Genomic DNA, 22,265 nt, shown 5'->3' on the forward strand with positions numbered 1-22,265 from the left:
TGAACTCAGAACAACACCGTCGCGTAGCGGCCTACCTGGCGGAATCCGATTCGCCGGTAGGCGGCCAGCGCGGGCGCGTTGAACGAGTTGACGTACAGGCTCGCGGTGCGGCCCATGCCGTTGACGAGATGGCTGACCACGGCGGCGGTGCCCGCGGCACCGAGCCCGCGGCCGCGCCGGTCGGGATGCACCCACACGCCCTGGATCTGGCCGACACCGCGTGACAGGGCCCCGATCTCGGCCTTGAACACGACCTCGCCGTTCTCGAACCGGGCGAACGCGCGGTTGCCGGAGATCAGCTCGGCGACCCGGGCGCGATAGCTCGAGCCGCCGTCCCCCGCCCTGGGGTCGGCGCCGACCTCCTCGATGAACATCGCGATCGCGGCGGGCAGGTACCGCTCCAGCTCGTCGAGCCGGACGGCCCGCACCAGCGGATCCGGTTTCACCTCGGGCTGGGCCTCCATCGCCATCAGCGGCTGGTCGTCACGCACCTCGCGCGCCGGGCCCCATTCGCCGGACAGTTCGTCCCACAGGCCCAGAACCTGGTCCGCCGGGCCGACCAGTGACGAGCAGGTGCGCTGTTTGCGCAAGGCGCGGTCGGCGAACGAGCGCAGCGCCGTGGCGTTGCCGCGCAGCGGGATCAGGTTCGGACCCGAGAAGCACAGCCCCGGCAGCCGCCCGGAGCGGGATCCGCGGTAGTCGGCGGCCCACAGTTCGCCACCGAGCCGCCAGGGGTCGAGACCAGCGACCTCGACCCTGGCGCTGACCATGCAGCTCGCCACCGGATCGGCTTCGAGTACGGCACGAACCGCGGGGTAATCCCGATCACCGAGCAGCCGTGCACCGGCAAGCCGCAACACATCTTCCAGATTGCCAGATAATGCCCGGGAAAGGAAAACGGCTCGCGCTAGGGAGCACCCCGGTAGGTACCGAAGGTCCACAGGTTGCCTTCGAGGTCACGGGCTGTGAACGTGTGCGAGCCGTAGTCGGTGTCGTGCAGGTCCTCGGAGATGTCGACACCGGCGGCCCGGACCCGTTCGTACACCGCGTCCACCTCGTCACTGACCACGCAGAGCGAGACCGTGCCCGAGGTCAGCTTGCAGTGTTTGGTGCTGCCGAGCATCACGCCGCCGCCTTCGGGCCAGCGCAACTCGGCGTGCACGATGTCGCCGTCGACGTCGGGCACGGTCAGCGTCTCGCGGAAGCCGAACACGTCGGAGATCAGCCGGATCGCGGCCTTGGCGTCGTCGTAGTGCAGTGCGGGCCAGACGGTTTTCTCGTTCATGCCGCCGAGTCTGGCGCCGGGGCCGCGGGCTGGTCTTGGAGAAATGGGAGCTCCTCGGCGATCCAGGTGCCGGGTGAACAGCCGGCGAGCGCACGCCATTCGTTGCCCAGGTGCGCCTGGTCGTAGTAGCCGCACGCGACCGCCAGCTCGGCCAGATCGGCGCCGCCCTGCCGCAGCAATCCCCCGGCACGTTCGAACCGGAGCACCCGCGCAGCCTGTTTCGGCGACAGGCCCAGCTGCCGCCGGAACCGCTCGGTGAGGTGGCGGCGGCTCCAGCCGACCTCCTCGGCGAGCGTGCCGACCCGGAGCCGCCCCGCCGCATCCACCAGACGGCGCCAGGCCCGGGCGACCTCGGGCGCGGGCTCGTTGTGTCCTGCCGCCGCGGCGAAGACGTCGTCCAGGATGGCGAACCGGCCCGCCCAGCTCGTGGCCGCGGCGAGGCGTTCCGGCAGCCGCGCGAGCCGTGGCACGCCGAGGTCGGCCAGGTCGACGACGTAGCCGCTCAGTTCCGCCGGGGACACCCCGAGCAGCGCGGGCACCCCGAGCGGATCGAGTTCGACGTGCACGCCCGACTGGAACGCGTCCTGGGCTATGAGGGCGGGGCTCAGATGCATCCCGCCGACCGGGGCGGCCATGGTCGCCGGGGCCTCGCCGGGCTTCGGCATCCCGGTGATCCGGATCGGGTCGGCGAGGCTGACGATCAGCGTGACATGCCGGGATGGCAGCCCACGGTGCACGCTGGGCGGCAGATCGTGCTGGGTGTAGCCGATGTAGCGCGTGATCATCGGCCGCAGTACGGGATGCGGCCTCCGGATCGCCCAGCCGGCCACGGATTCAGAACTTCGAGGTGTCCAGCTCGACGTCGAACGGCGAGCCGATCTTGATCGGTTTGCCGAACGGGACGCGGATCGTCTTGCCCTGCGTTGGGAAGATCCCGCAATCGTCCGGGGCAACCGCGATCAGTGCCCGGTGCAGCTGGTCTGCGATCAGGTTGTGCGGGCCGCCCGGTGGTGGCGTCATGTGGATCCCCTCGACGGTCAGCTCCGGCCGCCATCCTTCGGGGACTGCCAGCTCCCGCCAGGTGTCCAGAAGATCATCCCAGCTCAGCGCGGAATCCATGAATGCGGTGCTCATGACCCACCCCGTTCCTGCGCTCGACTGCGCCAAGGATAGCGGCAAAGGCGCTCGGAGCGCCTCACTGGCCGCACCTCTGAACAGGCTGTGACCAGGGATTAACCGCTATCGTGCGCGTCAGCTGACGGTGACGACGGGCTCGCCCGCGCCCGCACCATCGCCGCTCTCCTCGGCGATGCGCATGGCCTCCTCGATGAGGGTCTCCACGATCTGGTGCTCGGGCACGGTCTTGATGACCTCGCCCTTGACGAAGATCTGGCCCTTGCCGTTGCCGCTGGCCACGCCGAGGTCGGCCTCGCGCGCCTCGCCGGGGCCGTTGACCACGCAGCCCATCACGGCGACCCGCAGCGGCACCTCCATGCCCTCCAGGCCCGCGGTGACCTCGTCGGCCAGCTTGTACACGTCCACCTGCGCACGCCCGCAGGACGGGCAGGACACGATCTCCAGCTTGCGCGGGCGCAGGTTCAGCGACTGCAGGATCTGCGCGCCGACCTTGACCTCCTCGACCGGCGGCGCGGACAGCGACACGCGGATGGTGTCGCCGATGCCCTGCCGCAGCAGCGCACCGAAGGCCACCGCCGACTTGATGGTGCCCTGGAACGCCGGGCCCGCCTCGGTGACGCCGAGGTGCAGCGGGTAGTCGCACTGCTCGGCGAGGAGTTCGTACGCCCGCACCATGACCACCGGGTCGTTGTGCTTGACCGAGATCTTGATGTCGTGGAAGTCGTGCTCGGCGAACAGCGACGCCTCCCACAGCGCCGACTCGGCGAGCGCCTCCGGGGTGGCCTTGCCGTGCTTCTTGAGCAGCCGGGGGTCGAGCGAGCCCGCGTTGACGCCGATGCGGATCGGCGTGCCGTGGTCCTTCGCGGCCTGCGCGATCTCCTTGACCTTGTCGTCGAACTTCTTGATGTTGCCCGGGTTCACCCGTACGGCCGCACAGCCGGCCTCGATCGCGGCGAACACGTACTTCGGCTGGAAGTGGATGTCGGCGATCACCGGGATCTTCGACTTCTGCGCGATCGCCGGCAGCGCCTCGGCGTCGTCCGCGGACGGGCAGGCGACGCGCACGATGTCGCAGCCGGCCGCGGTCAGCTCCGCGATCTGCTGCAGCGTCGCGTTGACGTCCGCGGTCAGCGTGGTGGTCATCGACTGAACGGAGATCGGGTACTCGCTGCCCACGCCCACCGAGCCCACCATCAGCTGCCGGGTCGGACGACGTTCAGCGAGTACGGGAGGCGGGAGGGCAGGCATACCAAGCTCGACGCTCATCGAATCCTCTGCGGCCTACGACGGTACCTGTACGCCCCCAGCCTACTCACTGAAGCCGGATGGGATTGACGATGTCAGCCGTCACGGTGAGCAGGGTTACGGCACCGCCGAGGAACACGATGACCATCGTCACGGCGGACAGCTTCGTGTAGTCGACCGGACCACCCGCGGCCTTGCCGCGCAGCCCGCGCACCCAGTCCCGCACCCGTTCGTACCACGTCACGGCGATGTGCCCGCCGTCGAGCGGCAGCAGCGGAAGCAGGTTGAACACGCCGACGAAGAAGTTCAGGCTGGCCAGCAGCAGCAGGAACAGCGACCACAGCCCGGCCTGCACGGCCTCGCCGCCGATGCGGCTCGCGCCGACCACGCTGACCGGGGTGTTCGGGTCGCGCTGACCGCCGAAGATCGAGTGGACCACCGCGGGGATCCGCTCGGGGAACTCCAGCAGCCGCTGCCAGGTCTGGGAGAACATGTCCACGGTGAACGAGCCCGCGCCGCCGAACGCCGAGACCGCGTTGTAGGAGAACGTCCGCATCATGGTGACGCCGATGGTGCCGACCTTGATGACCGTCGTCTGACCGGTGCTGGTGTCGGTCACCGGGCGCGAGACCTGCACCACGTCGATGGTCAGCGGCACGACCTTCCCGTCGCGTTTCACGTCGACGGCGACCGGACCGGACATGGGCTGGATCTTCGAGGTCACGTCGGCCCAGGTCGGCGTGGACACGCCGGCCACGGACACGATCTCGTCACCCGGCTGCAGGCCGGCCGCCTTGGCCGGGGCCGGATCGCCGGGGGCGCACGCGGCGTCGTCGGTCTGGGTGGTGGTGTCGTGCACGCACGGGGACACCGTGCCGATCGAGGGCGTGCTGTTGAGGTTGGGCAGCCCCATGGTGACCGCCATCAGGTACAGCACGACGAATCCGAGGATGAAGTGCGTCACCGAGCCGGCGGCCATCACGACCGTGCGCTTCCAGGTCTTGAACCGCCACATCGCGCGGGGCGCCTCGTCCGGGGTGACCTCGTCGAGCGCGGTCATGCCCGCGATGTCGCAGAACCCGCCGAGCGGGATCCACTTCACGCCGTACTCGGTCTCGCCGCGGCGGAACGAGAACACCTTGGGCCCGAAGCCGATGAAGTAGCGGCGCACCTTCATGCCGAAGGCCTTCGCGGTGACCATGTGGCCGGCCTCGTGCAGCGCGACGGACACGCAGATGCCCAGCGCGAACAGCACGACGCCGAATATGTAGGCGAGCAAGCCCTACTCCTTCATGGTGGTGATCTCGGCGGCGCGGGCTCGCGCCCACTGCTCCGCGGCGAATACGTCCTCCAGGTCGCGTGGCTCGCGACGCCATTCGTCGGCATCACGCACCACCCGTTCAACAGTGTCCACGATGGACGTGAAGCCGGTGTTCTGCGCCAGGAACGCCGCGACCAGCGTCTCGTTCGCGGCGTTGAAGACCGCGGGCAGGCAGCCGCCCGAGCTTCCGCAGTGCCGGGCGAGGTCGACGGCGGGGAAAGCGACGCTGTCCAGGGGTTCGAAGGTCCAGGACGAGGCCTCCTCCCACCGGCAGGCAGGCGCGGCGCCGGGCACCCGGTCCGGCCAGTGCATGCCCAGCGCGATGGGCAGCCGCATGTCGGGCGGGCTGGCCTGCGCGATCGTGGAACCGTCGGTGAAGGTCACCATGGAGTGCACGATCGACTGCGGGTGCACCACGACGTCGATGCGCTCGCACGGCACGTCGAACAGCAGGTGTGCCTCGATCAGCTCGAGTCCCTTGTTGACCAGGGTCGCCGAGTTGATGGTCACCAGCGGCCCCATCGACCAGGTCGGATGCTTGAGCGCGTCCTCGACGGTGACGTGTTCGAGGTCCTCCCGGCGGCGGCCGCGGAACGGACCGCCCGAGGCGGTCAGCACCAGCCGCTCCACCTCCTCGGCCCGGCCGCTGCGCAGCGCCTGCGCAAGCGCGGAATGCTCGGAGTCGACGGGCACGATCTGCCCGGGTTTCGCGGCCTTGAGGACCAGCGGCCCGCCCGCGATCAGCGACTCCTTGTTGGCCAGCGCGAGCGAAGCGCCGGTCTCCAGCGCGCGCAGCGTCGGCGCGAGGCCCTGCGATCCGGGAAGGCCGTTGAGCACGACGTCGACCTGCACCGCGCCGATCAGCTCGACCACCGCGTCACCGCCCGCGAAAATTCGCGGCAAGCGGAATTCGCCCTGCGCGTAACCGCGCTTCTGCGCCTCCGCGTACAGCGCGAACTGCAGGTCCTCCAGCGCGGTCGCCTTGGTGATGGCCACGGCGTCGACCTCGAACGCCAGCGCCTGCGCGGCCAGCGCGGCCGGGTCGGAGCCACCGGCGGCGAGCCCGGCGACGCGGAACAGGCCGGGATTACGTGCGGCGACGTCGAGTGCCTGGGTACCGATCGAACCGGTCGAACCGAGCACGAGGACGGTGCGGGGTGCGTTCATCGCCACCATTGTCCCGAACCGCTTGGCAGTAGGTGTGGGCGCATGTGGGATTATCGGTGGCGGATGTGATCGCAGGGGCGTGGAGGAGTGATCGTGGCTAACAAGGCGGTCGAGAAGCGGCAGAAGTCCGACCCGATGAAGGTCGACCCCCGCGACGAGCCGTCGGCCGAGTGGGGCTGGCACGGCACTTTCCCCAAGGCCACCCGGATCGCGGGCTGGGTCAGCGCGATCGTGCTGGTCCTGATGATTCACAACAACCACGAGAACAACACCGAGAACGTGTGGCTCATCGGTCTCGCCGTGGCCATTGTCATCGGCCTGCTGCTCGACCTGCGGCGTTCGCGCACCGCCTGGCGCCGCTAGCTGTAACGGGCCGCCACCGGCCGGCGACTCCCGGCGAAAGGCCGGGTACGAGGCAGGGCCGGTGAAGCCATGGCGGAGGCCGCACCCTCGGGTTTCGTACCCGGCGTGTCCGGGCTGGCCTTCGACGAGGCCACCGAACGGCTCGCGGCCGACGGCTACGCGACGAGCTCGCTGGAACAGGCCTCCCCCACGATCGAGGCCGGCGTGGTGATCAGCACCCTGCCCGTGGCGGGTACGCACCTCGAACCGGGCGGCACGGTGTCCGCCATCGTGTCCTTGGGCTGGAAGGCCTGACGCTCAGCCCTCTGCGGCGAGCTGGCCGCAGGCGGCCGCGATCTCCTGCCCGCGCGTGTCCCGCACGGTGCACGCCACTCCCCCGTCGTTGACCCGGCGCACGAACTCGCGCTCGACCGGCTTCGGGGACGCGTCCCACTTCGAGCCGGGCGTGGGGTTCAGCGGGATGACGTTCACGTGCACCAGCTGGCTGAGGTGCTTGCGCAGCCGCTTCGCCAGCAAATCGGCGCGCCATGGCTGGTCGTTCACACCGCGAATCAGCGCGTACTCGATCGAGACCCGGCGTCCCGAGGTGTCGGCGTAGTAGCGGGCCGCTTCGAGCACCTCGTCCACCGCCCAGCGGTTGTTGACCGGCACGAGGGTGTCACGCAGTTCGTCGTCCGGGGTGTGCAGCGACACCGCGAGGCGTACCTGCATCTTCTCGTCCGCCAGCTTCCGGATCGCGGGCGCGAGACCGACGGTGGACACCGTCACCGAACGCTGCGAAATGCCCAGGCCGCCCGGCGCCGGATCGGTGATGCGCCGGACCGCGGCGACCACGCGCTTGTAGTTCGCCAGCGGCTCGCCCATACCCATGAACACGATGTTGGACAGCCGTCCGGACCCGCCGGGCATCAGGCCGTCCCGCATCACGGCGGCGGCCGAGCGCACCTGGTCCACGATCTCCGCCGTGGAGAGGTTGCGGTCCAGCCCGCCCTGACCGGTCGCGCAGAACGGGCACGCCATCCCGCAGCCCGCCTGGCTGGAGATGCACAGCGTCGCGCGGTCCGGATAACGCATCAGGACGCTTTCCAGCAGCGTGCCGTCGTGCGCACGCCACAGCGTCTTGCGGGTGGCGCCGTCGTCGCAGGCGAGCGCGCGGACCTCGGTCAGCAGCGGCGGCATCAGCTCGCCGACCAGCCGCTCACGGGACGCGGCCGGGATGTCGGTCATGGCGGACGGGTCGACCGTCAGCCGCGAGAAGTAGTGGTTCGACAGCTGCTTGGCACGAAACGGCTTCTCGCCGAGTTCGGCAACGGCCTCGGCTCGCTCGGCGACGGAGAGGTCGGCGAGGTGCCGCGGCGGCAGCCCGCGACGGGGCGCGTCGAATACCAGGGGAAGGGCAGTCATAGCTCCTCCAGTGTCTCATGACCTGCGGACTTGCCAGCCGACAGTTTCCGATATATCGTGAACGTGTCGGAACTGATCGGAAAGGAGAAGCGACATGAGAAATCGACCATTTCCCCCAGGTCATGAAGCACGGGGCGCCTTCGGCCCCTTCGGCCGAGGCCCGTTCGGCGAATTCCCGCCGGGCTGGGGCCCCGGCTTCCCAGGCCGCCCCGGTGGCCCCGGCCGCGGTCCGCACGGCCGTGGCAGGCACGGTGGCCGTCGCGGACGTCGCGGTGACGTGCGCGCGGCGATCCTGGCCCTGCTCGCGGAGCAGCCGCGGCACGGCTACGAGATCATCAGCGAGATCGCCGAGCGCAGCGGCGGGTTGTGGCGCCCCAGTCCGGGCTCCATCTACCCGACGCTTCAGCTGCTCGCCGACGAAGGCCTGGTCACCAGCCGGGACGAGGGCGGCAAGAAGCTGTTCGAGCTCACCGACGAGGGCCGCGCCGCCGCCGAGCGGCAAGAAGGCACCCCGCCGTGGGAGCAGATCGCGCAGGACGTCGACCCCAACGAGGCCAACCTCCGCAAGGCGGGCGGCATGTTGTTCGCCGCCGCGATGCAGGTGAACCACGCGGGCACGCCCAGCCAGCAGAAACGCGCCGCGCAGGTGCTCAACGAGGCGCGGCGCAAGCTCTACAACATCCTCGGCGAGACAGAGACCGACGCCGAGGAAGACGACGAGTGACCGGGCAGCACGAGGCCGGTGGGCTTCTCGCGGACAAGGACGCGATACCCCACCGGCACCGTGTACCCGTCTTCGCCGGAACCGTTGTCCCGTAAGACGTCCTCGATCGCACGTGCGGCCACCTTCGGGCTGAACTCGATGTTCAGCACGGCCTCCATATCGCCGCGGCCGGCGAACCGCCAGCGCGTGGCGACGCGACGGCAGCGGAAACCCTGCCCCGCGAAGAACTCGTCCACTTCACAGGTGTCGTAGTGCGGCAGATCCGCCCGCATCCACCGGCCGTACGGCTCGCGGGTCACATCGAGGTCCACGATCACCAGCGCGCCGCCGGGGCGCAGCACCCGATCGGCCTCGCGCAGGCCGGGCTCGCAGCCGGGACCGAAGAAGTACGCGGTGCGCGCGTGCACCACGTCGACGCTCGCGTCATCCGCGGGCAGCCGGTCGGCGGAGCCGGCGCGCACACTCACGTTCGGCAGCGGCGCCACCCGGCGCCGGGCACGCTCCACCAACGGCGCGTGCGGCTCCACACCGAGCACGAACTTCGCCGTCCGCGCGAACCTCGGCAGGTGGAAACCGTCACCGCAACCGACGTCGAGCACGTCCTGTCCCGACCAGTCCCGCTCCTCGGCGAGTGCCAGCCAGATCGCGTCGCCGACGTCCTGCGCACGGTTTTCGATCTCGTAGACGTCGGCGTGGTACCAGATGTTCGGGCTCGGGATCACGCTCCCGTCGCGGGACCTCGCTTTGAGCCCGCGGCGGGCGGCGTTCCACATCCTTCGAGCATATGGGAGCACGGCACGAAAAGATCTCGGGTTGGCCATAGACTTGGTGCCTCTCCTCGGGACGGGAGCCAAGCATGGCGATCAACCCATCGCTACCCCAGTCCGTTCTCCCCTCCGGTATCCCCTGCTGGGTCGAGCTGGCGACACCGGATGACAACGTGACGCAACAGTTCTACAGCGGCCTGTTCGGCTGGTCGTACTACGTCAACCGCGATCCCGCCGCACCCAACGGGCGCTACCTGATCGCGGCCATCGGCTCGACACCGGTCGGCGGGCTGTACCGGTCCGCGGCCGGTCAGCGAAGTTCGTGGACGATCAACGTCTCCGTGCACAGCACGGCGAACGCGGCGGACTGGGTCGAACACCTCGGCGGCACGGTCACGCTCGGGCCGGTGGAGATCCCCAACCGCGGCAGCATCCTGCACGCGACCGATCCGGCGGGCGCGCCCGTCGTGTTCTGGCAGCCCTCGGACACCTGGGACTTCGGCGTGGGGGCGCCGAACACCTTCGCCAGCGCCGACCTCAACACCCACGACGGCGAGGCCGCGGACGGCTTCTTCTGCCGCCTGTTCAACTACACGGCCCACCAGATCGGCGACAGCCGCGGCGTCGACTACGTGGAATGGGTGCTGGATCAGCAGCCGGTGCTCTACCGCTACGTCATGGGGCCGGAGTATCCGCCGAACACACCGCCACACTGGATGATCTACTTCGACGTCGACCCCGCCCGCGGCACCGACGCGACGGCGGGCCACGCGCTCATGCTGGGCGGCCGCATCGTCATCGATCCCTACGACACCCCGTGGGGCCGCATCGCGCTGATCGCCGACCCGTGTGGCGCGGTGTTCTCGATCGTCGACCGCACCCAGGTCTCCGACGACTGGGGCCGCGCCGAGGTCGACGACCCGTACGACGACTAGGGAATCCGCACCACCTCGGCGCCTTCGCGGCGGATCCGCTCGCTGCCCCACCCGGCGAGCGGCCCCAGCGCCTGGTTGAGCGTGCGCCCGTGCTCGGTCAGCGAGTACTCGACCCGCGGCGGCACCTCGGCGTAGACCTCGCGGTGCACGAGGCCGTCCTCCTCCATCTCACGCAGGTGCTGCGTCAGCATCTTCTCGCTGACGCCAGGCAGGCCGCGCCGGAGTTCGGCGAAGCGGCGCACCCGGTGGGCGTTGAGTTCCCAGAGGATCAGGCCCTTCCACTTGCCGCTGACCACGTCGAGCGCGGCGTCGATGCCACAGATGTATGGTCCGCACCTCGGCGCCTTGGCCATGAGCAGGTCCCTCTCGCTTACGAAAAGGTAAGTACCGCAGTAAATAGTGGGTACTTCCGAGAATAGCGGTGGGCTCCGACGATGAGGACGTGAACGAGAAACAAACCCCTGTCACCGTCATCGGGCTCGGCCCCATGGGCCAGGCGATGACCCGCGCCTTCCTCACCGCCGGCCACCCCGTCACCGTCTGGAACCGCACGCCCGGCCGAGCGGACGGCGTCGTCGCCGAGGGCGCGAAGCTCGCCGCCACGCCGGCCGACGCTGTCGAGTCGAGCGAACTGGTGATCGTCAGCCTCACCGATTACCAGGCGATGTACGACATTTTCGGCGACGCCACCGGTTCACTGGGCGGCCGGACGCTGGTCAACCTGAGCTCCGACACCCCCGACCGGAGCCGCGCCGCCGCCACCTGGGCGGCCGGTCACAACGCCACGTTCCTCACCGGGGGCGTGATGGTCCCGGCACCGCTGGTCGGTACCGATGCGTCGTACATCTTCTACAGCGGTCCCGACCTCGTGATGAAACGGCACGAGGCGGCGTTGTCGCTGCTGGGCGCGCCGAAGTACCTGGGTGCGGATCCCGGTCTCGCACAGCTGATGTACCAGGCTCAGCTCACGGTGTTCCTCACGACGTTGTCCGGGCTGATGCACGCGACCGCGATGCTCGGCAGCGCCGGTATGAAGGCCACGCAGGCCCTGCCGGAACTGCTGTTGTTCACCGACTCGATCGGCGCGATCGTACGGGCGGGCGAGGAAACCCCGGGCGCGGCGCTGGACGCGGGCGAGCATCCGGGCGCCCTGAGCACGGTCACGATGATGGGCGCGACGTCCGATCACATCGTCGAAACGAGCGCGTCGCTGGGCCTCGACCCCGCGCTGCCGGAAGCCGTCCAGGCGCACTACCGGCGGGCGATCAAGGACGGGCACGGCGGCGACAACTGGACCCGCATCATCGACGGGATCCGCGACCCGCGCTGAGGCCGCGACGGTGGATCCGGCAGCGTGGCCGGATCCACTAAACGAAAGCCGAAAGCAGCACCCAGGACACGACGGCGGAGGGCAGCAGCGAATCGAGCCGGTCCATCAGGCCCCCGTGGCCCGGCAGCATCGTGCCCATGTCCTTGATGCCGAGGTCCCGCTTCATCAGCGACTCGACCAGATCGCCCAGCGTCGCGGTGAGCACGATCGCCGCGCCGAAGATCACGCCCTGCCAGGCGTGCCCGTGCAGCAGCAGGCTGAGCGTCAGCGCGCCGGCCACGATGCCCGCGATCATCGACCCGGTGAAGCCCTCCCAGGTCTTCTTCGGACTGATCGAGGGCGCCATCGGATGCTTGCCCCTGAGTACACCGGCCGCGTAGCCGCCGGTGTCGGACGCGACGACGCCGATCATGAAGGCGAGCACCCGCCCGACGCCGTCGGGCGGCGGGACGAGCATCGCCGCGAAGGACGCGAACAGCGGCAGGTAGGCCGCCGCGAACACCGAGGCCGTGATGTCGCGCAGGTAGCCCTCGGCCCCGCCGGGCAGGCGCCACAGCAGACAGACCAGCACGGTGATCGCGAAGGCGATCATCGCGCCGTCCCGGCCGAACGGCCACGTCAGCCAGATCATCGTCTGCCCGCCGACGAGCAGCGGGATCAGCGCGACCTTGATACCGACGGCGCGGCGCAGCGCCTGCGCCAGCTCGATGGTGCCGACCGCGATGGCGACACCGATGATCCCGATGAACACATATCGCACGGTGAGCAGCGAAACGAGAATCGCCGCGCCCAGCCCGACGCCGACCGCGATGGCGGCGGGCAGATCACGACCTGCCCGCGACGTCTTCTTCGCCGGCTCGGCCGGCTGCGACCCGCCGGCTTCGGGCTTGCCGTCCTGCGACGGGTCGTCCAGAGAAGACATCGGCGCCTTCTCGCGTTCTTCGCTCACCTGAGCCATCAGACCTCGAGTAGCTCGGTTTCCTTGTGCTTGACGAGCTCCTCGACCTGGTTGACGTAGCTGTCCGTCAGGTTCTGCAGCTCCTTCTCCGCCCTGGCCACGTCGTCCTCGCCGGCCTCGCCGTCCTTGGCGATGCGGTCCAGCTCCTCCTTGGCCTTGCGGCGGACACCGCGGATGTGCACCTTGGCGTCCTCGCCCTTGCCCTTGGCCATCTTCACCATCTCGCGACGCCGCTCCTCGGTGAGCTGCGGGATGACGATGCGGATGATGGTGCCGTCGTTGCTCGGGTTCACCCCGAGGTCGGAGTCCCGGATGGCCTTCTCGATCGCACCGAGCTGGCTGGCGTCGTAGGGCTTGATCACGGCCATGCGCGCTTCGGGGATGTTCACGCTCGCCACCTGGTTGAGCGGCATCATCGAGCCGTAGGCCTCGACCTGAACCCGGGAGAACATCGCCGGGTTGGCCCGGCCGGTCCGCACCGACGACAGATCCTCCTTGGCGAAGGACACCGCTTTTTCCATCTTCTCCTCGGCGTCGAGGAGGGTCTCGTCGATCACGGCTACTCCCGTTGTCTACTCAGTTGTCTCCTGCAATCCCACCAGTACTAGGCCTGCTGCCCGCTGGTGGGGGTGCTGACCAGCGTCCCGATCCTCTCACCACGCACCGCTCGTGCGATGTTCCCCTCGGTGAGCAGGTTGAACACGATGATCGGCATGTTGTTGTCCATGCACAGGCTGAACGCCGTCGCGTCGGCGACCTTGAGCCCCCGTTCGAGGACCTCGCGATGCGTGATCTCGTCGAACATCTTGGCGCTCGGGTCGGTCTTGGGATCCGCGGTGAACACGCCGTCCACGGCCTTGGCCATCAGCACGGCCTCGCAGCCGATCTCGAGCGCCCGCTGCGCGGCGGCGGTGTCGGTGGAGAAGTAGGGCATGCCGACCCCCGCCGCGAAGATCACCACGCGGCCCTTCTCCAGATGCCGCTCGGCACGGCGCGGGATGTAGGGCTCGGCGACCTGGCCCATCGTGATGGCGCTCTGCACCCGGGTGGGCACGCCTTCCTTCTCCAGGAAGTCCTGCATCGCGATGCAGTTCATGACGGTGCCCAGCATCGCCATGTAGTCAGCGCGGTCGCGGTCCATGCCCCGCTGGGACAGCTCCGCGCCGCGGAAGTAGTTGCCGCCGCCGATGACGATGGCCATCTGCACCCCGGAGCGCACGACGTCGGCGATCTGCGCCGCCACCGAGTGCACGACGTCGGGGTCGACGCCCAGCGAACCACCGCCGAGCATCTCTCCCCCCAGTTTCAGCAGCACCCGCCGGTAGCCGTCACCGGCTCTTTCGTCCGTCACTCCCGCCTCACCTCCGCTGGGTACCGCTTGCGTTAGCGGGGTTCCGCCCACGCCGGCCCGGTGGCCTTCGTGGCCGTGCCCCGTCCCCGAGATACTTCCGGAGACGGGGCACGGTAACGCGTCCGCCGTCAGGCGTTACTGCTGGCCCACCTCGAAACGGGCGAACCGGGTGACGGTCACGCCCGCGGCGTCGAGCAGCTGCTTGACGGTCTTCTTGTTGTCCGTGACAGACGGCTGCTCGAGCAGCACGTTGTCCTTGTAGAAGGCGTTGACCTTGCCCTCGATGATCTTGGGCAGGGCCTGCTCGGGCTTGCCCTCGGCCCGCGCGGTCTCCTCGGCGATGCGCCGCTCGTTGTCGACGATGTCGGCCGGGACCTGCTCGCGCGTCAGGTACTTCGGCTTGAGCGCCGCGATCTGCAGCGCCGCGCCGCGGGCCGCGTCGGCGTCGCCACCGGTGTACTCGACGAGCACGCCGACGGCGGGCGGGAGGCCCGCGCCACGACGGTGCAGGTAGGTCTCGACGGTGCCGTCGAAGGAGACGACCCGGCGCAGCACGAGCTTCTCGCCGATCTTGGCGGCCAGCTCCTGCACGGCGTCGTTGACGCTCTTGCCGGCCTCGAGCTCGGCGGCGCCCAGCTTCTCGACGTCGTCGGTGCCCACGGCCTTCGCCGCGGCGACGATCTTGTCGGCGAGCTGCTGGAACTGCTCGTTCTTGGCGACGAAGTCGGTCTCCGAGTTGATCTCGATGAGCACACCGCCCTCGCCGGCGACCAGGCCCTCGGCGGTGGCGCGCTCGGCGCGCTTGCCGACGTCCTTGGCACCCTTGATGCGCAGGAACTCGACGGCCTTGTCGAAGTCGCCGCCGGACTCCTCGAGGGCCTTCTTGCAGTCCATCATGCCGGAGGCGGTGAGCTCGCGGAGACGCTTCACGTCCGCCGCGGTGTAGTTCGCCATCGTGCCTTTTCCGTTCCCTTCGGAAGTCTTGGTCGCGTGGTCAGGAGGAGGTGGTCTGCTCGGCCGGCTGTCCGCCTTCGCTGCCGGCCAGGAGCTCCTTCTCCCACTCGGCCAGCGGCTCGTCGGACGCGACGCCCGCCTCGGGCTTGTCCTTGCCCTCGGGAGCGGAACCGTTGCGGCCCGAACGGGCCAGCAGGCCGGCCGCGGCGGCTTCGGCGACAACCTTGGTCAGCAGCGCGGCGGAGCGGATCGCGTCGTCGTTGCCCGGGATCGGGTAGTCGACCTCGTCGGGGTCACAGTTGGTGTCGAGCACCGCGACGACCGGGATGTTCAGCTTGCGCGCCTCGCCGACGGCGATGTGCTCCTTCTTGGTGTCCACGATCCAGACGGCGGAGGGGACCTTCGCCATGTCGCGGATACCGCCGAGGGTCTTCTCCAGCTTGTCCTTCTCGCGGGTGAGCGTGAGGATCTCGCGCTTGGTCAGCCCCTGGAAGCCACCGGTCTGCTCCTGCGACTCGAGCTCCTTGAGGCGCTGCAGCCGCTTGTGGACGGTCTGGAAGTTGGTGAGCATCCCGCCCAGCCAGCGCTGGTTGACGTAGGGCATGCCCACGCGCTGCGCCTCGCTGGCGATCGCTTCCTGCGCCTGCTTCTTGGTGCCGACGAACATGATCGTGCCGCCGTGCGCGACGGTTTCCTTGATGAACTCGAAGGCACGGTCGATGTAGGTCAGCGTCTGCTGCAGGTCGATGATGTAGATGCCGTTGCGCTCGGTGAGGATGTAGCGCTTCATCTTCGGGTTCCAGCGCCGGGTCTGGTGCCCGAAGTGCACACCGGAATCGAGCAGCTGCTTCATGGTGACGACGGCCATGGCCGGATTCGCACCTCTTCTGTCTTGAGCGCACCGGGGGCGGCCCCGGCCCGCATGGTCGGTTTGTCGCCGTCGGCCGGGTGACCGGCGGCCCTGGTGCAGTGCCGGTGCCCGGACCCCGGTCGGAAGCAGGTGCTTCGCCGCGGAGACCGCCGGGCGCCGTGCGCTCCGTTTCGCCAGGCGATCCTGGGAACGTTCTGGAGATGGAGCATGCACGTACACGCGAAGTCGACCTGTGCCAGCACAGGCCGCGAGAACAGTGTACGCCCAGGCCCGGCTGGCTTCAGCACCGGTAAGCCGAGGGTGCCCGGTTATCCACACCGCCCCGGTTATCCACAGATCCGCGATCTCTCCATGCCCGCAGCCCCCAACTCCCGCCAAGCTTGGTCAAGTGATCGCCCCACCGCGCTTGACAGCGGCATACGTCCTGGTGACCAGCCTCCTGGCCGCCGTATTCGTCGTGCCGCCCTTCGCCGCCGGTACGCCGGCGCCGCGCGCTGCATCGATAGAGGCGTCGATGGAGGCGCGGACAACCGACCTCGAGCCGCGGTTTTCCTGGCCGCTGTCCCCCGCTCCGGTCGTGAGCAGGCCTTTCGACGCCCCCACCACCTCGTACGGTCCCGGTCACCGCGGCGTCGATTTGGTTGCGACACCCGGTCAGCAGGTATTGGCGGCAGGCCCGGGTGTCGTCGTGTTCGCCGGTCAGGTGGCAGGCCAGGGCGTGGTCTCGATCGACCACGACGGCGGCCTGCGCACCACGTACGAGCCGGTCACGCCCCTGGTGGCCGCGGGCGCGCAGGTTCTCGCAGGCCAGCCGATCGGCACCGTGAACCCGGGACATCCAGACTGCCCGGCACCCGCGTGCCTGCACTGGGGTGTCCGCCGCGGCGAGGAGTACCTGAGCCCACTGGGCCTGATCCGGGCGCTGTCGGTGATCCGCCTGAAGCCCTGGATCACCGAGGCGTCGGGGCTGGCGGGGTCACGCAAGCCTGGGGCGCTACCGACGCTCCGTGGGCCTCCGGGGCGCCAGCACCCCCGTGGCATCAGCACCCCCACGGCGTCAGCACCCCCGCGGCATCAGCACCCCCCGGCGTCAGCACCCCCGCGACGTCAGCACCTCCGGGGCGATGAACCGCGGCCCGGCCTTCAGACGCTCGCCTGCTCGGTCAATCGCGCACGCAGTCGCAGGACCGCCCGGGTGTGGAGCTGACTGACGCGCGATTCGGTGACCCCGAGGACCTTGCCGATCTCGGCCAGGGTCAGGCTCTCGAAGTAGTAGAGGCTGACAACGATCCGGTCACGCTCGGTCAGCTGCGCGATGGCTTCGGCCAGCTGACGACGGTTGTCCCGGTCGACGAGAACGGCGACGGGATCGACGGCGTCGTCGTCGGGCAGCGTGTCGACCAGCGAGCCGCTGTCCTTGCCCGCGGAAACGAGGTCCTCGAGCGCGACAACGCTGGTGAGCTGGAGCTGACCGTAGAGGTCGCGGAGGTCGTCGATGCTGATGCCGAGTTCGTCCGCGAGTTCGGCGTCGGTCGGGGTGCGGTGCAAGCGAGCACCGAGGCGTTCGAGTGCCCGCTCGGCCTCACGCAACCGGCTGCGCACGACACGCGGCACCCAGTCCTGCGACCTCAGGTCGTCGAGGATCGCACCACGGATGCGCTGCATGGCGTACGTCTCGAAGCGCAGCCCGCGCTCGGGGTCGAACTTCTCGATCGCATCAAGCAGCCCGAAGATGCCCGACTGCACGAGGTCACCGACATCGACATGGGTCGGCAACCCGGTACCGACACGTCCGGCAACGTACTTGACCAGCGGCGCGTAGTGCAGAACGAGCCGTTCCCGAAGGCGCTGGTCCGGCTGGCACTGGAACTCCCGCCACAACGCCTGAATCCCGGCCTCGACCTCGTTCGCCGGCACCGCGCGACTTCCCGCCTTCGCGCCGTCTCCCGACTCGGGCCGGCTCGGTGACTCGGCCCGGTCCGCTGACTCGGCCACGCTCCTCGGCTCGGCCACGCTTGCCGACTCGGCCCGGTCCGCTGACTCGGCCACGCTCCCCGGCTCGCCACCGCCGCCCGGCTCGGCACGGTGCCTCGGCTCGCGGAAGCTTCTCGTCTCAGCGACACCGCCCGACTCGGCAGCATTCGTCGGCGGGGCGGGGTTCTGTTGCTCGGCAACGTCTGCCAGCTCGGCAACGCTTGCCGTCTGAGCACCTTTCGCCTGCACAGCACTCGTCGCCTGCACAGCACTCGTCGCCTCGTCAGCATTGGCCGACAGCTCGGCATTGGCCGCCTGCTCAGCACCCCTCGCCTGCTCGGCATTCGCCGCCGTACCCGTCGTCTGCTCGGCATTGGCCGTCTGCCCAGTGCCTGCCGCCCGCTCGGCACCCGCCGCTTGCTCGGCACCCGCCGCGTGGCCGGTCCCCGCCACCTGCTCGGCATTCGCCGCCAGATCGTCATTGGCCGGCAGCTCGGCTTCGGTCCCCCGGCGGGCGGTAGTGCCGCCTGCGGTGCGTGACCGATCTACGCCGCTGGCCGAGGCGCCGTTGCCGCTGTCCACCCCGGCCGCGCGGGGGGGCGCATCCGCATCCGGGCGACCGCTGCGCGAATCAGAAACCGTGTCCCCGCTGCTCCTGGCCTGGTGCGCGGCGCGGGCGGGTACGCCTGACTCACCGTCCGGGCTGGCGTCCGAACGGTCTGCGTCGTTGACTCGCAGGTCGGCTGTCATGGGACAACCGCTCTCGGCGGCGTGGTCAGTTCGGTCTCCGGGCTCATGTCTGGTCGTTCGTGGCGAGGACGGTCCTGCCGATCCTGCCTGGTGTCCCCCGAGGTCATCGGGCGCGGGGGTGGGCTCGGTCATGGATCGCCTTCAGCCGCTCGACTGTCACGTGAGTGTAGAGCTGCGTCGTGGCAAGCGTAGCGTGACCGAGCAGTTCCTGAACGCTGCGAAGGTCGGCGCCCCCCTCAAGCAGGTGAGTGGCCGCGCTGTGCCGCAGCCCGTGCGGCCCCATGTCCGCCGCCCCTGGCACCGAGTTCACCGCGTCGTGCACGATTCGCCGGGCCGCGCGTGGATCGAGCCGTCCTCCGCGAACACCGATGAACAGTGCCATTGTGTCCGCTTTCGTGGCTGCAGCCACCATCGCAGGCCGCCCCTTGTCCAGCCAGGCCCGCAAAGCACGGTCCGCGGGAACGCCGAACGGCACGACGCGCTCCTTTCCCCCTTTTCCGAGCACCCGCAGCACGCGGCTGCCGAAGTCGACATCGGCGATATCCAGACCGCACAGCTCGGATACCCGCACCGCAGCGGCGTACAGCAACTCGAGGACCGCGTGGTCCCGCAGTGCCTGCGGATCCGCCTGCTCCGCCCCGGCGTTCGACGCCTCCAGCACGTCGCTGGCTTCGCCTTGTCGTAAGACCGCGGGCAGAGTGCGGTGCGTCCGCGGAGCCACGAGGCGAGCGCCCGGGTCGGTCTCCAACTCACCTGTACGTCGTGCCCACGCCGTGAACGTCCGGACCGCCGCCGAGCGCCGCGCGAGCGTTGTGCGGCTCGCGCCTTGGTTACGCTGGTCCGCCAGCCAAGCCCGTAACACCGCCACGTCGAGCCCGTCCAGTGCCGCGGAACGCGCCGTACTGGCCTTGCCGTGCAGGAAATCCAGGAGCGACACGACGTCCCCGAGGTACGCGCGGACCGTGTGCTCGGACAGCCCTCGCTCGAGACGGAGGTGACGCTCATAGTCGTCCAGCAGCCGGCCGGCGGTTTCCGGCAATGCTGCTCGAGCATGGCGGAGGTCGATCCGGCTCTCCTGCTTCTTGCGCGCCGCCATCGCTAGAACGCCGAGCCGCTACCGGGAAACGGCCGTTTGTCCTCGCCCTGACTGGGCGTGCACTTCGCGCACCCGCGTTCGGTAAACGCGCATCTGATCTGGGCCAGGAACATGGTCTTTACGCTGGGCGAATACGGGCCGTAGGTCAAGCATCGCCACACCGTCAACGCATGCCTATTGCCTCACCTCCGCTCCTCGCGCAATTTCCGACACATTCGTCGACAATTTCCTCACCACTCTGCGCTGACGCCAACCGCTTTCGCAGCACTCCGCCAACCCGTCCATTTCGAGGGCAGGCAGCACAGCGCGAACACGCGGAACCGGCACGCCGGACTCGTCCGCGATTCGTTCCACCGCCTTGCCTTCTCGTTTCTCGAGCGTCTCGTGGACGCGGAGCGCGTCGGAGCCGAGGCCATCGGTCGCTCGCTTCGGCCTGGCTTTTTCCGCCACCTGGCTACCCAGCTTCCCAACCGTCTCGATGATGTCGTCGACAGAGGCGACGAGTGTCGAGCCCGCGTCTCTGATCAGGTCGTGACAACCCGCCGACACGGCGGAGTCGACGGGACCGGGCACAGCCATCACGATCTTGCCGAGCACACCGGCCGTGGTCGCGGTGTTCCGTGCTCCGCTACGCCGTCCCGCCTCGACCACAACTGTGCCCTCGCTCAATGCCGCGATCAGCCGATTGCGGACGAGGAACCGGTGCCGCGCCGGTTGAGTACCCGGTGGATATTCGCTGATTACCAGGCCGCCTTGATTGGCGATGTGCTTAAGCAGCGCGACATGTCCGCTGGGGTACCCGATATCCACGCCGCAGCCAAGCAGCGCGACGGTTGTGCCTTTCGCCGCGAGAGCGCCACGGTGTGCGGCGCCGTCGATGCCGTAGGCCGCTCCGGAGAAAATGGGGTGTCCGCGAAGAGCCAGTCCGTAGGCGAGTTCCCCGGCGACCGTTTCGCCGTAGTTGGTGGAGGCTCGAGCACCAACGATGGCTACGGCGGACTCGGTGGTCTCGTCAAGGCGAACGTCGCCACGCACCCATAGTGCGAGCGGCGTTGCCGCGCTGCGCACTCCGCGCCTCTCCGCGTTGGCGAGACACAACAAGGGCCAGGCCGGCCACTCGTCGTCCTCGGGCGTGACCAGCCGTGCACCCGCTTTCCGCGCGGCGGCGAAGTCCTGTTCGGTGCGGTCGACTTCCCTGCGTGCCGCCGTTTCGTCCGCGACCCGCCGGGGGCATTCTCCGCTGCGCACGGCACGCGCGGCGGCGACCGGTCCGACCTCGGCCACGAAGGCGGCCAAGGCCGGCGCTGGCGGTTCGGCGACACGGAGTAGATAGGCGCGAGCGATCCGCGCCTCAGTCAGCGCGCTCATGCTGCGCTCCGAGAGAGACGGGTGGGAGCCATGGGTCCGTGTGAGGGCACGCGGTCGTTTGGGCCCCAGGGCTCCCGGCCGCGCGGGTGGTGATCGCGCGGATGGGCGCTCGGTCGCGACGAGGGCCGAGCATTGGGCAGGGACGACCTGTTGGCCTTCGGGCTGCAGGACTGCCGATCAGTCGGGTGCGAGGGCGCCCAGGCACCTCTGTGGAGGCGAATGCAGTCGTTGGGGTGGCGACACCTCCGGGCAGCAAATCGGAAGGACGCACCGAAGCCGGGGCGGCCGGGTCGCCGATCTTTGAAATGGAGGGGGCCGAGGGCGTTGAGATGGCCTGAGCCCTGATCGTTCGGACGTTGGGATTTGTGGGCATTGGCGCGGCGGGGCGTGCAGCCGACGGGGTGGAAGGCACTGTCCGGGTGCGCCTTCGGGTCGGTGACTGGCCGGTTCCTGGGATGGATCAGCGTCGTCGTGTTGCTGGGACGGGTCAGCATCGAGGTTTTGGAGCGGATGGGACCCTGGATGTTGACGCGCGCGAACTTCGGCACCTTCAGCCAGGTGGAGCGCCGGACGCTGGGGTGCGCAAGCATCGGCATAGACGGACCCTTGGGGCGCTGGACACTGAGGTAAGCGAGCAACCGAACCATCGGACGGATGAGGAGCCGGACGATAAGGCTCACAAGCATCGACGCAGACGGGCCCATCGGACGCTGGGCACCGGGACGGGTGGGCATCGACGCGTACGGGCCCGTCGGGCACTGGACGCTGGGGCGCGCAAGCATCGACGCAGACCAGCCCGTCGGGCGCCGGACGCCGGGACGGGTAGGCGTCGACGCGCACGGGCCCGTCCGGCGCTGGGTGTTGGGGCACGCGAGCTTCCCGGGCTTCAAGCGAATGAGGCGCTGGGCGCTGAAGCTCACAAGCACCGGCACACAGCGACCCATCGGACGCTGGGCGCCGGGACGGGTAGGCGTCGACGCGCATGGGCCCGTCAGGCGCTGGGTGTTGGGGCACGCGAGCTTACCGGGCTTCGCAGGGATCGGGCGCTGGGCGCCGAGGCTCACAAGCACCGGCACACAGCGACCCATCGGGCGCCGGACGCCGGGACGGGTGGGCATCGACGCGCACGGGCCCGTCGGGCGCTGGGTGTTGGGGCACGCGAGCTTCCCGGGCTTCAAGCGAATGAGGCGCTGGGCGCTGAAGCTCACAAGCACCGGCACACAGCGACCCATCGGACGCTGGGCGCCGGGACGGGTAGGCGTCGA

At 69.4% G+C, this 22,265-nt stretch carries 23 protein-coding genes and 1 pseudogene; 6 read left to right on the top strand and 18 right to left on the bottom strand.

Annotation, left to right across the window (positions count from 1 at the left end; all coding sequences use genetic code 11):
* Positions 1 to 5: 5 nt before the first annotated feature.
* The 7 genes from HFP15_RS28510 to dxr all read right to left on the bottom strand — a co-directional run bounded on the left by HFP15_RS28510 (position 6) and on the right by dxr (position 6,155).
* Positions 6 to 860 carry a GNAT family N-acetyltransferase gene (locus HFP15_RS28510; RefSeq protein WP_168519846.1) on the bottom strand — a complete coding sequence of 285 codons (855 nt, stop codon included), beginning with the start codon at positions 858 to 860 and terminating at the stop codon, positions 6 to 8.
* Between the two features lie 47 nt (positions 861 to 907).
* Positions 908 to 1,285 (bottom strand): VOC family protein, encoded by a 378-nt coding sequence (locus HFP15_RS28515; protein ID WP_168519847.1) that lies wholly within the window; start codon positions 1,283 to 1,285, stop codon positions 908 to 910.
* On the bottom strand, positions 1,282 to 2,070 hold the full coding sequence (locus HFP15_RS28520; protein ID WP_168519848.1) for a helix-turn-helix domain-containing protein: 789 nt from the start codon (positions 2,068 to 2,070) through the stop codon (positions 1,282 to 1,284). The genes HFP15_RS28515 and HFP15_RS28520 overlap by 4 nt, the downstream gene beginning before the upstream one ends.
* 49 nt (positions 2,071 to 2,119) lie before the next feature.
* A complete protein-coding gene (locus tag HFP15_RS28525) occupies positions 2,120 to 2,419 on the bottom strand; it encodes a hypothetical protein (RefSeq protein ID WP_168519849.1) in 300 nt (99 codons plus the stop codon).
* A gap of 117 nt (positions 2,420 to 2,536) precedes the next feature.
* A complete protein-coding gene (ispG, locus tag HFP15_RS28530; RefSeq protein ID WP_168519850.1) occupies positions 2,537 to 3,688 on the bottom strand; it encodes a flavodoxin-dependent (E)-4-hydroxy-3-methylbut-2-enyl-diphosphate synthase in 1,152 nt (383 codons plus the stop codon).
* Between the two features lie 46 nt (positions 3,689 to 3,734).
* A complete protein-coding gene (locus HFP15_RS28535) occupies positions 3,735 to 4,946 on the bottom strand; it encodes a M50 family metallopeptidase (RefSeq protein WP_168519851.1) in 1,212 nt (403 codons plus the stop codon).
* A gap of 3 nt (positions 4,947 to 4,949) precedes the next feature.
* Positions 4,950 to 6,155, bottom strand: a complete 1,206-nt coding sequence (gene dxr / locus HFP15_RS28540) for a 1-deoxy-D-xylulose-5-phosphate reductoisomerase (RefSeq protein WP_376768902.1) — start codon at positions 6,153 to 6,155, stop codon at positions 4,950 to 4,952.
* A 93-nt stretch (positions 6,156 to 6,248) separates the two neighbouring features.
* Between dxr and HFP15_RS28545 the strand changes: the two genes are divergently transcribed.
* Positions 6,249 to 6,518, top strand: a complete 270-nt coding sequence (locus HFP15_RS28545; protein WP_168519853.1) for a DUF2631 domain-containing protein — start codon at positions 6,249 to 6,251, stop codon at positions 6,516 to 6,518.
* A gap of 69 nt (positions 6,519 to 6,587) precedes the next feature.
* On the top strand, positions 6,588 to 6,812 hold the full coding sequence (locus HFP15_RS28550; RefSeq protein WP_168519854.1) for a PASTA domain-containing protein: 225 nt from the start codon (positions 6,588 to 6,590) through the stop codon (positions 6,810 to 6,812).
* A 3-nt stretch (positions 6,813 to 6,815) separates the two neighbouring features.
* On the opposite strand, the gene rlmN is transcribed toward HFP15_RS28550, so the two are convergent.
* Positions 6,816 to 7,922, bottom strand: coding sequence for a dual-specificity RNA methyltransferase RlmN (gene rlmN / locus HFP15_RS28555; RefSeq protein ID WP_168519855.1), 1,107 nt, complete (start codon positions 7,920 to 7,922; stop codon positions 6,816 to 6,818).
* 94 nt (positions 7,923 to 8,016) lie between these two features.
* Here rlmN and HFP15_RS28560 point away from each other — a divergent pair, with 94 nt between their 5' ends.
* Entirely contained in the window at positions 8,017 to 8,646 is a 630-nt protein-coding gene (locus HFP15_RS28560) for a PadR family transcriptional regulator (protein WP_168519856.1), read from the top strand.
* Here HFP15_RS28560 and HFP15_RS28565 read toward each other — a convergent pair.
* Entirely contained in the window at positions 8,595 to 9,419 is an 825-nt protein-coding gene (locus tag HFP15_RS28565; RefSeq protein WP_168519857.1) for a class I SAM-dependent methyltransferase, read from the bottom strand. The two genes, HFP15_RS28560 and HFP15_RS28565, sit on opposite strands and share 52 nt — an antisense overlap.
* Before the next feature lie 83 nt (positions 9,420 to 9,502).
* Here HFP15_RS28565 and HFP15_RS28570 point away from each other — a divergent pair, with 83 nt between their 5' ends.
* The gene (locus HFP15_RS28570) at positions 9,503 to 10,348 is read left to right on the top strand and encodes a VOC family protein (protein WP_168519858.1); all 846 of its coding nucleotides are present in this window, start codon (positions 9,503 to 9,505) and stop codon (positions 10,346 to 10,348) included.
* Here the strand turns inward: HFP15_RS28570 and HFP15_RS28575 are convergent.
* Entirely contained in the window at positions 10,345 to 10,701 is a 357-nt protein-coding gene (locus tag HFP15_RS28575) for a winged helix-turn-helix transcriptional regulator (RefSeq protein ID WP_168519859.1), read from the bottom strand. The genes HFP15_RS28570 and HFP15_RS28575 overlap by 4 nt on opposite strands.
* 89 nt (positions 10,702 to 10,790) lie before the next feature.
* On the opposite strand from HFP15_RS28575, the gene HFP15_RS28580 reads away from it, so the two are divergent.
* The gene (locus HFP15_RS28580; RefSeq protein WP_312871790.1) at positions 10,791 to 11,678 is read left to right on the top strand and encodes an NAD(P)-dependent oxidoreductase; all 888 of its coding nucleotides are present in this window, start codon (positions 10,791 to 10,793) and stop codon (positions 11,676 to 11,678) included.
* Positions 11,679 to 11,715: 37 nt separating this feature from the next.
* On the opposite strand, the gene HFP15_RS28585 is transcribed toward HFP15_RS28580, so the two are convergent.
* From HFP15_RS28585 to rpsB, 5 genes are all read right to left on the bottom strand, one after another.
* On the bottom strand, positions 11,716 to 12,600 hold the full coding sequence (locus tag HFP15_RS28585; protein ID WP_376768903.1) for a phosphatidate cytidylyltransferase: 885 nt from the start codon (positions 12,598 to 12,600) through the stop codon (positions 11,716 to 11,718).
* A 35-nt stretch (positions 12,601 to 12,635) separates the two neighbouring features.
* Positions 12,636 to 13,193, bottom strand: coding sequence for a ribosome recycling factor (frr, locus tag HFP15_RS28590; protein WP_168519861.1), 558 nt, complete (start codon positions 13,191 to 13,193; stop codon positions 12,636 to 12,638).
* Positions 13,194 to 13,240: 47 nt separating this feature from the next.
* Positions 13,241 to 13,987, bottom strand: a complete 747-nt coding sequence (gene pyrH, locus HFP15_RS28595; RefSeq protein ID WP_168519862.1) for a UMP kinase — start codon at positions 13,985 to 13,987, stop codon at positions 13,241 to 13,243.
* A 135-nt stretch (positions 13,988 to 14,122) separates the two neighbouring features.
* Positions 14,123 to 14,941: a translation elongation factor Ts gene (gene tsf, locus HFP15_RS28600; protein WP_168519863.1), complete on the bottom strand. Its 819-nt coding sequence runs from the start codon at positions 14,939 to 14,941 to the stop codon at positions 14,123 to 14,125.
* A gap of 40 nt (positions 14,942 to 14,981) precedes the next feature.
* Entirely contained in the window at positions 14,982 to 15,809 is an 828-nt protein-coding gene (gene rpsB / locus HFP15_RS28605) for a 30S ribosomal protein S2 (protein WP_168519864.1), read from the bottom strand.
* 391 nt (positions 15,810 to 16,200) lie between these two features.
* On the opposite strand from rpsB, the pseudogene HFP15_RS42290 reads away from it, so the two are divergent.
* Positions 16,201 to 16,761, top strand: a pseudogene (locus tag HFP15_RS42290) (M23 family metallopeptidase); the annotation flags it as partial.
* 194 nt (positions 16,762 to 16,955) lie between these two features.
* On the opposite strand, the gene HFP15_RS28615 reads toward HFP15_RS42290, so the two are convergent.
* The 3 genes from HFP15_RS28615 to dprA all read right to left on the bottom strand — a co-directional run bounded on the left by HFP15_RS28615 (position 16,956) and on the right by dprA (position 21,000).
* Positions 16,956 to 17,729 carry a FliA/WhiG family RNA polymerase sigma factor gene (locus HFP15_RS28615; RefSeq protein ID WP_312871793.1) on the bottom strand — a complete coding sequence of 258 codons (774 nt, stop codon included), beginning with the start codon at positions 17,727 to 17,729 and terminating at the stop codon, positions 16,956 to 16,958.
* Positions 17,730 to 18,639: 910 nt separating this feature from the next.
* Complete coding sequence (locus HFP15_RS28620; RefSeq protein WP_168519865.1) at positions 18,640 to 19,632, bottom strand: tyrosine recombinase XerC; 993 nt, start codon at positions 19,630 to 19,632, stop codon at positions 18,640 to 18,642.
* Between the two features lie 174 nt (positions 19,633 to 19,806).
* Complete coding sequence (dprA, locus tag HFP15_RS28625) at positions 19,807 to 21,000, bottom strand: DNA-processing protein DprA (protein WP_168519866.1); 1,194 nt, start codon at positions 20,998 to 21,000, stop codon at positions 19,807 to 19,809.
* Positions 21,001 to 22,265: the final 1,265 nt, after the last annotated feature.

This window comes from Amycolatopsis acididurans (genome assembly GCF_012328925.1).
In the GTDB taxonomy this organism is placed as follows: domain Bacteria; phylum Actinomycetota; class Actinomycetes; order Mycobacteriales; family Pseudonocardiaceae; genus Amycolatopsis_E; species Amycolatopsis_E acididurans.

Bases quoted from the DNA above. Each gene is read 5' to 3' on its own strand.
- rlmN (WP_168519855.1), bottom strand. From the start codon at position 7,922: ATGACTGCCCTTCCCCTGGTATTCGACGCGCCCCGTCGCGGGCTGCCG.
- rpsB (WP_168519864.1), bottom strand. From the start codon at position 15,809: ATGGCCGTCGTCACCATGAAGCAGCTGCTCGATTCCGGTGTGCACTTC.
- tsf (WP_168519863.1), bottom strand. From the start codon at position 14,941: ATGGCGAACTACACCGCGGCGGACGTGAAGCGTCTCCGCGAGCTCACC.
- dprA (WP_168519866.1), bottom strand. From the start codon at position 21,000: ATGAGCGCGCTGACTGAGGCGCGGATCGCTCGCGCCTATCTACTCCGT.
- HFP15_RS28515 (WP_168519847.1), bottom strand. From the start codon at position 1,285: ATGAACGAGAAAACCGTCTGGCCCGCACTGCACTACGACGACGCCAAG.
- HFP15_RS28620 (WP_168519865.1), bottom strand. From the start codon at position 19,632: ATGGCGGCGCGCAAGAAGCAGGAGAGCCGGATCGACCTCCGCCATGCT.
- HFP15_RS28570 (WP_168519858.1), top strand. From the start codon at position 9,503: ATGGCGATCAACCCATCGCTACCCCAGTCCGTTCTCCCCTCCGGTATC.
- HFP15_RS28585 (WP_376768903.1), bottom strand. From the start codon at position 12,600: ATGTCTTCTCTGGACGACCCGTCGCAGGACGGCAAGCCCGAAGCCGGC.
- HFP15_RS28565 (WP_168519857.1), bottom strand. From the start codon at position 9,419: ATGTGGAACGCCGCCCGCCGCGGGCTCAAAGCGAGGTCCCGCGACGGG.
- ispG (WP_168519850.1), bottom strand. From the start codon at position 3,688: ATGAGCGTCGAGCTTGGTATGCCTGCCCTCCCGCCTCCCGTACTCGCT.
- HFP15_RS28520 (WP_168519848.1), bottom strand. From the start codon at position 2,070: ATGATCACGCGCTACATCGGCTACACCCAGCACGATCTGCCGCCCAGC.
- HFP15_RS28560 (WP_168519856.1), top strand. From the start codon at position 8,017: ATGAGAAATCGACCATTTCCCCCAGGTCATGAAGCACGGGGCGCCTTC.
- HFP15_RS28550 (WP_168519854.1), top strand. From the start codon at position 6,588: ATGGCGGAGGCCGCACCCTCGGGTTTCGTACCCGGCGTGTCCGGGCTG.
- HFP15_RS28525 (WP_168519849.1), bottom strand. From the start codon at position 2,419: ATGAGCACCGCATTCATGGATTCCGCGCTGAGCTGGGATGATCTTCTG.
- dxr (WP_376768902.1), bottom strand. From the start codon at position 6,155: ATGAACGCACCCCGCACCGTCCTCGTGCTCGGTTCGACCGGTTCGATC.
- HFP15_RS28575 (WP_168519859.1), bottom strand. From the start codon at position 10,701: ATGGCCAAGGCGCCGAGGTGCGGACCATACATCTGTGGCATCGACGCC.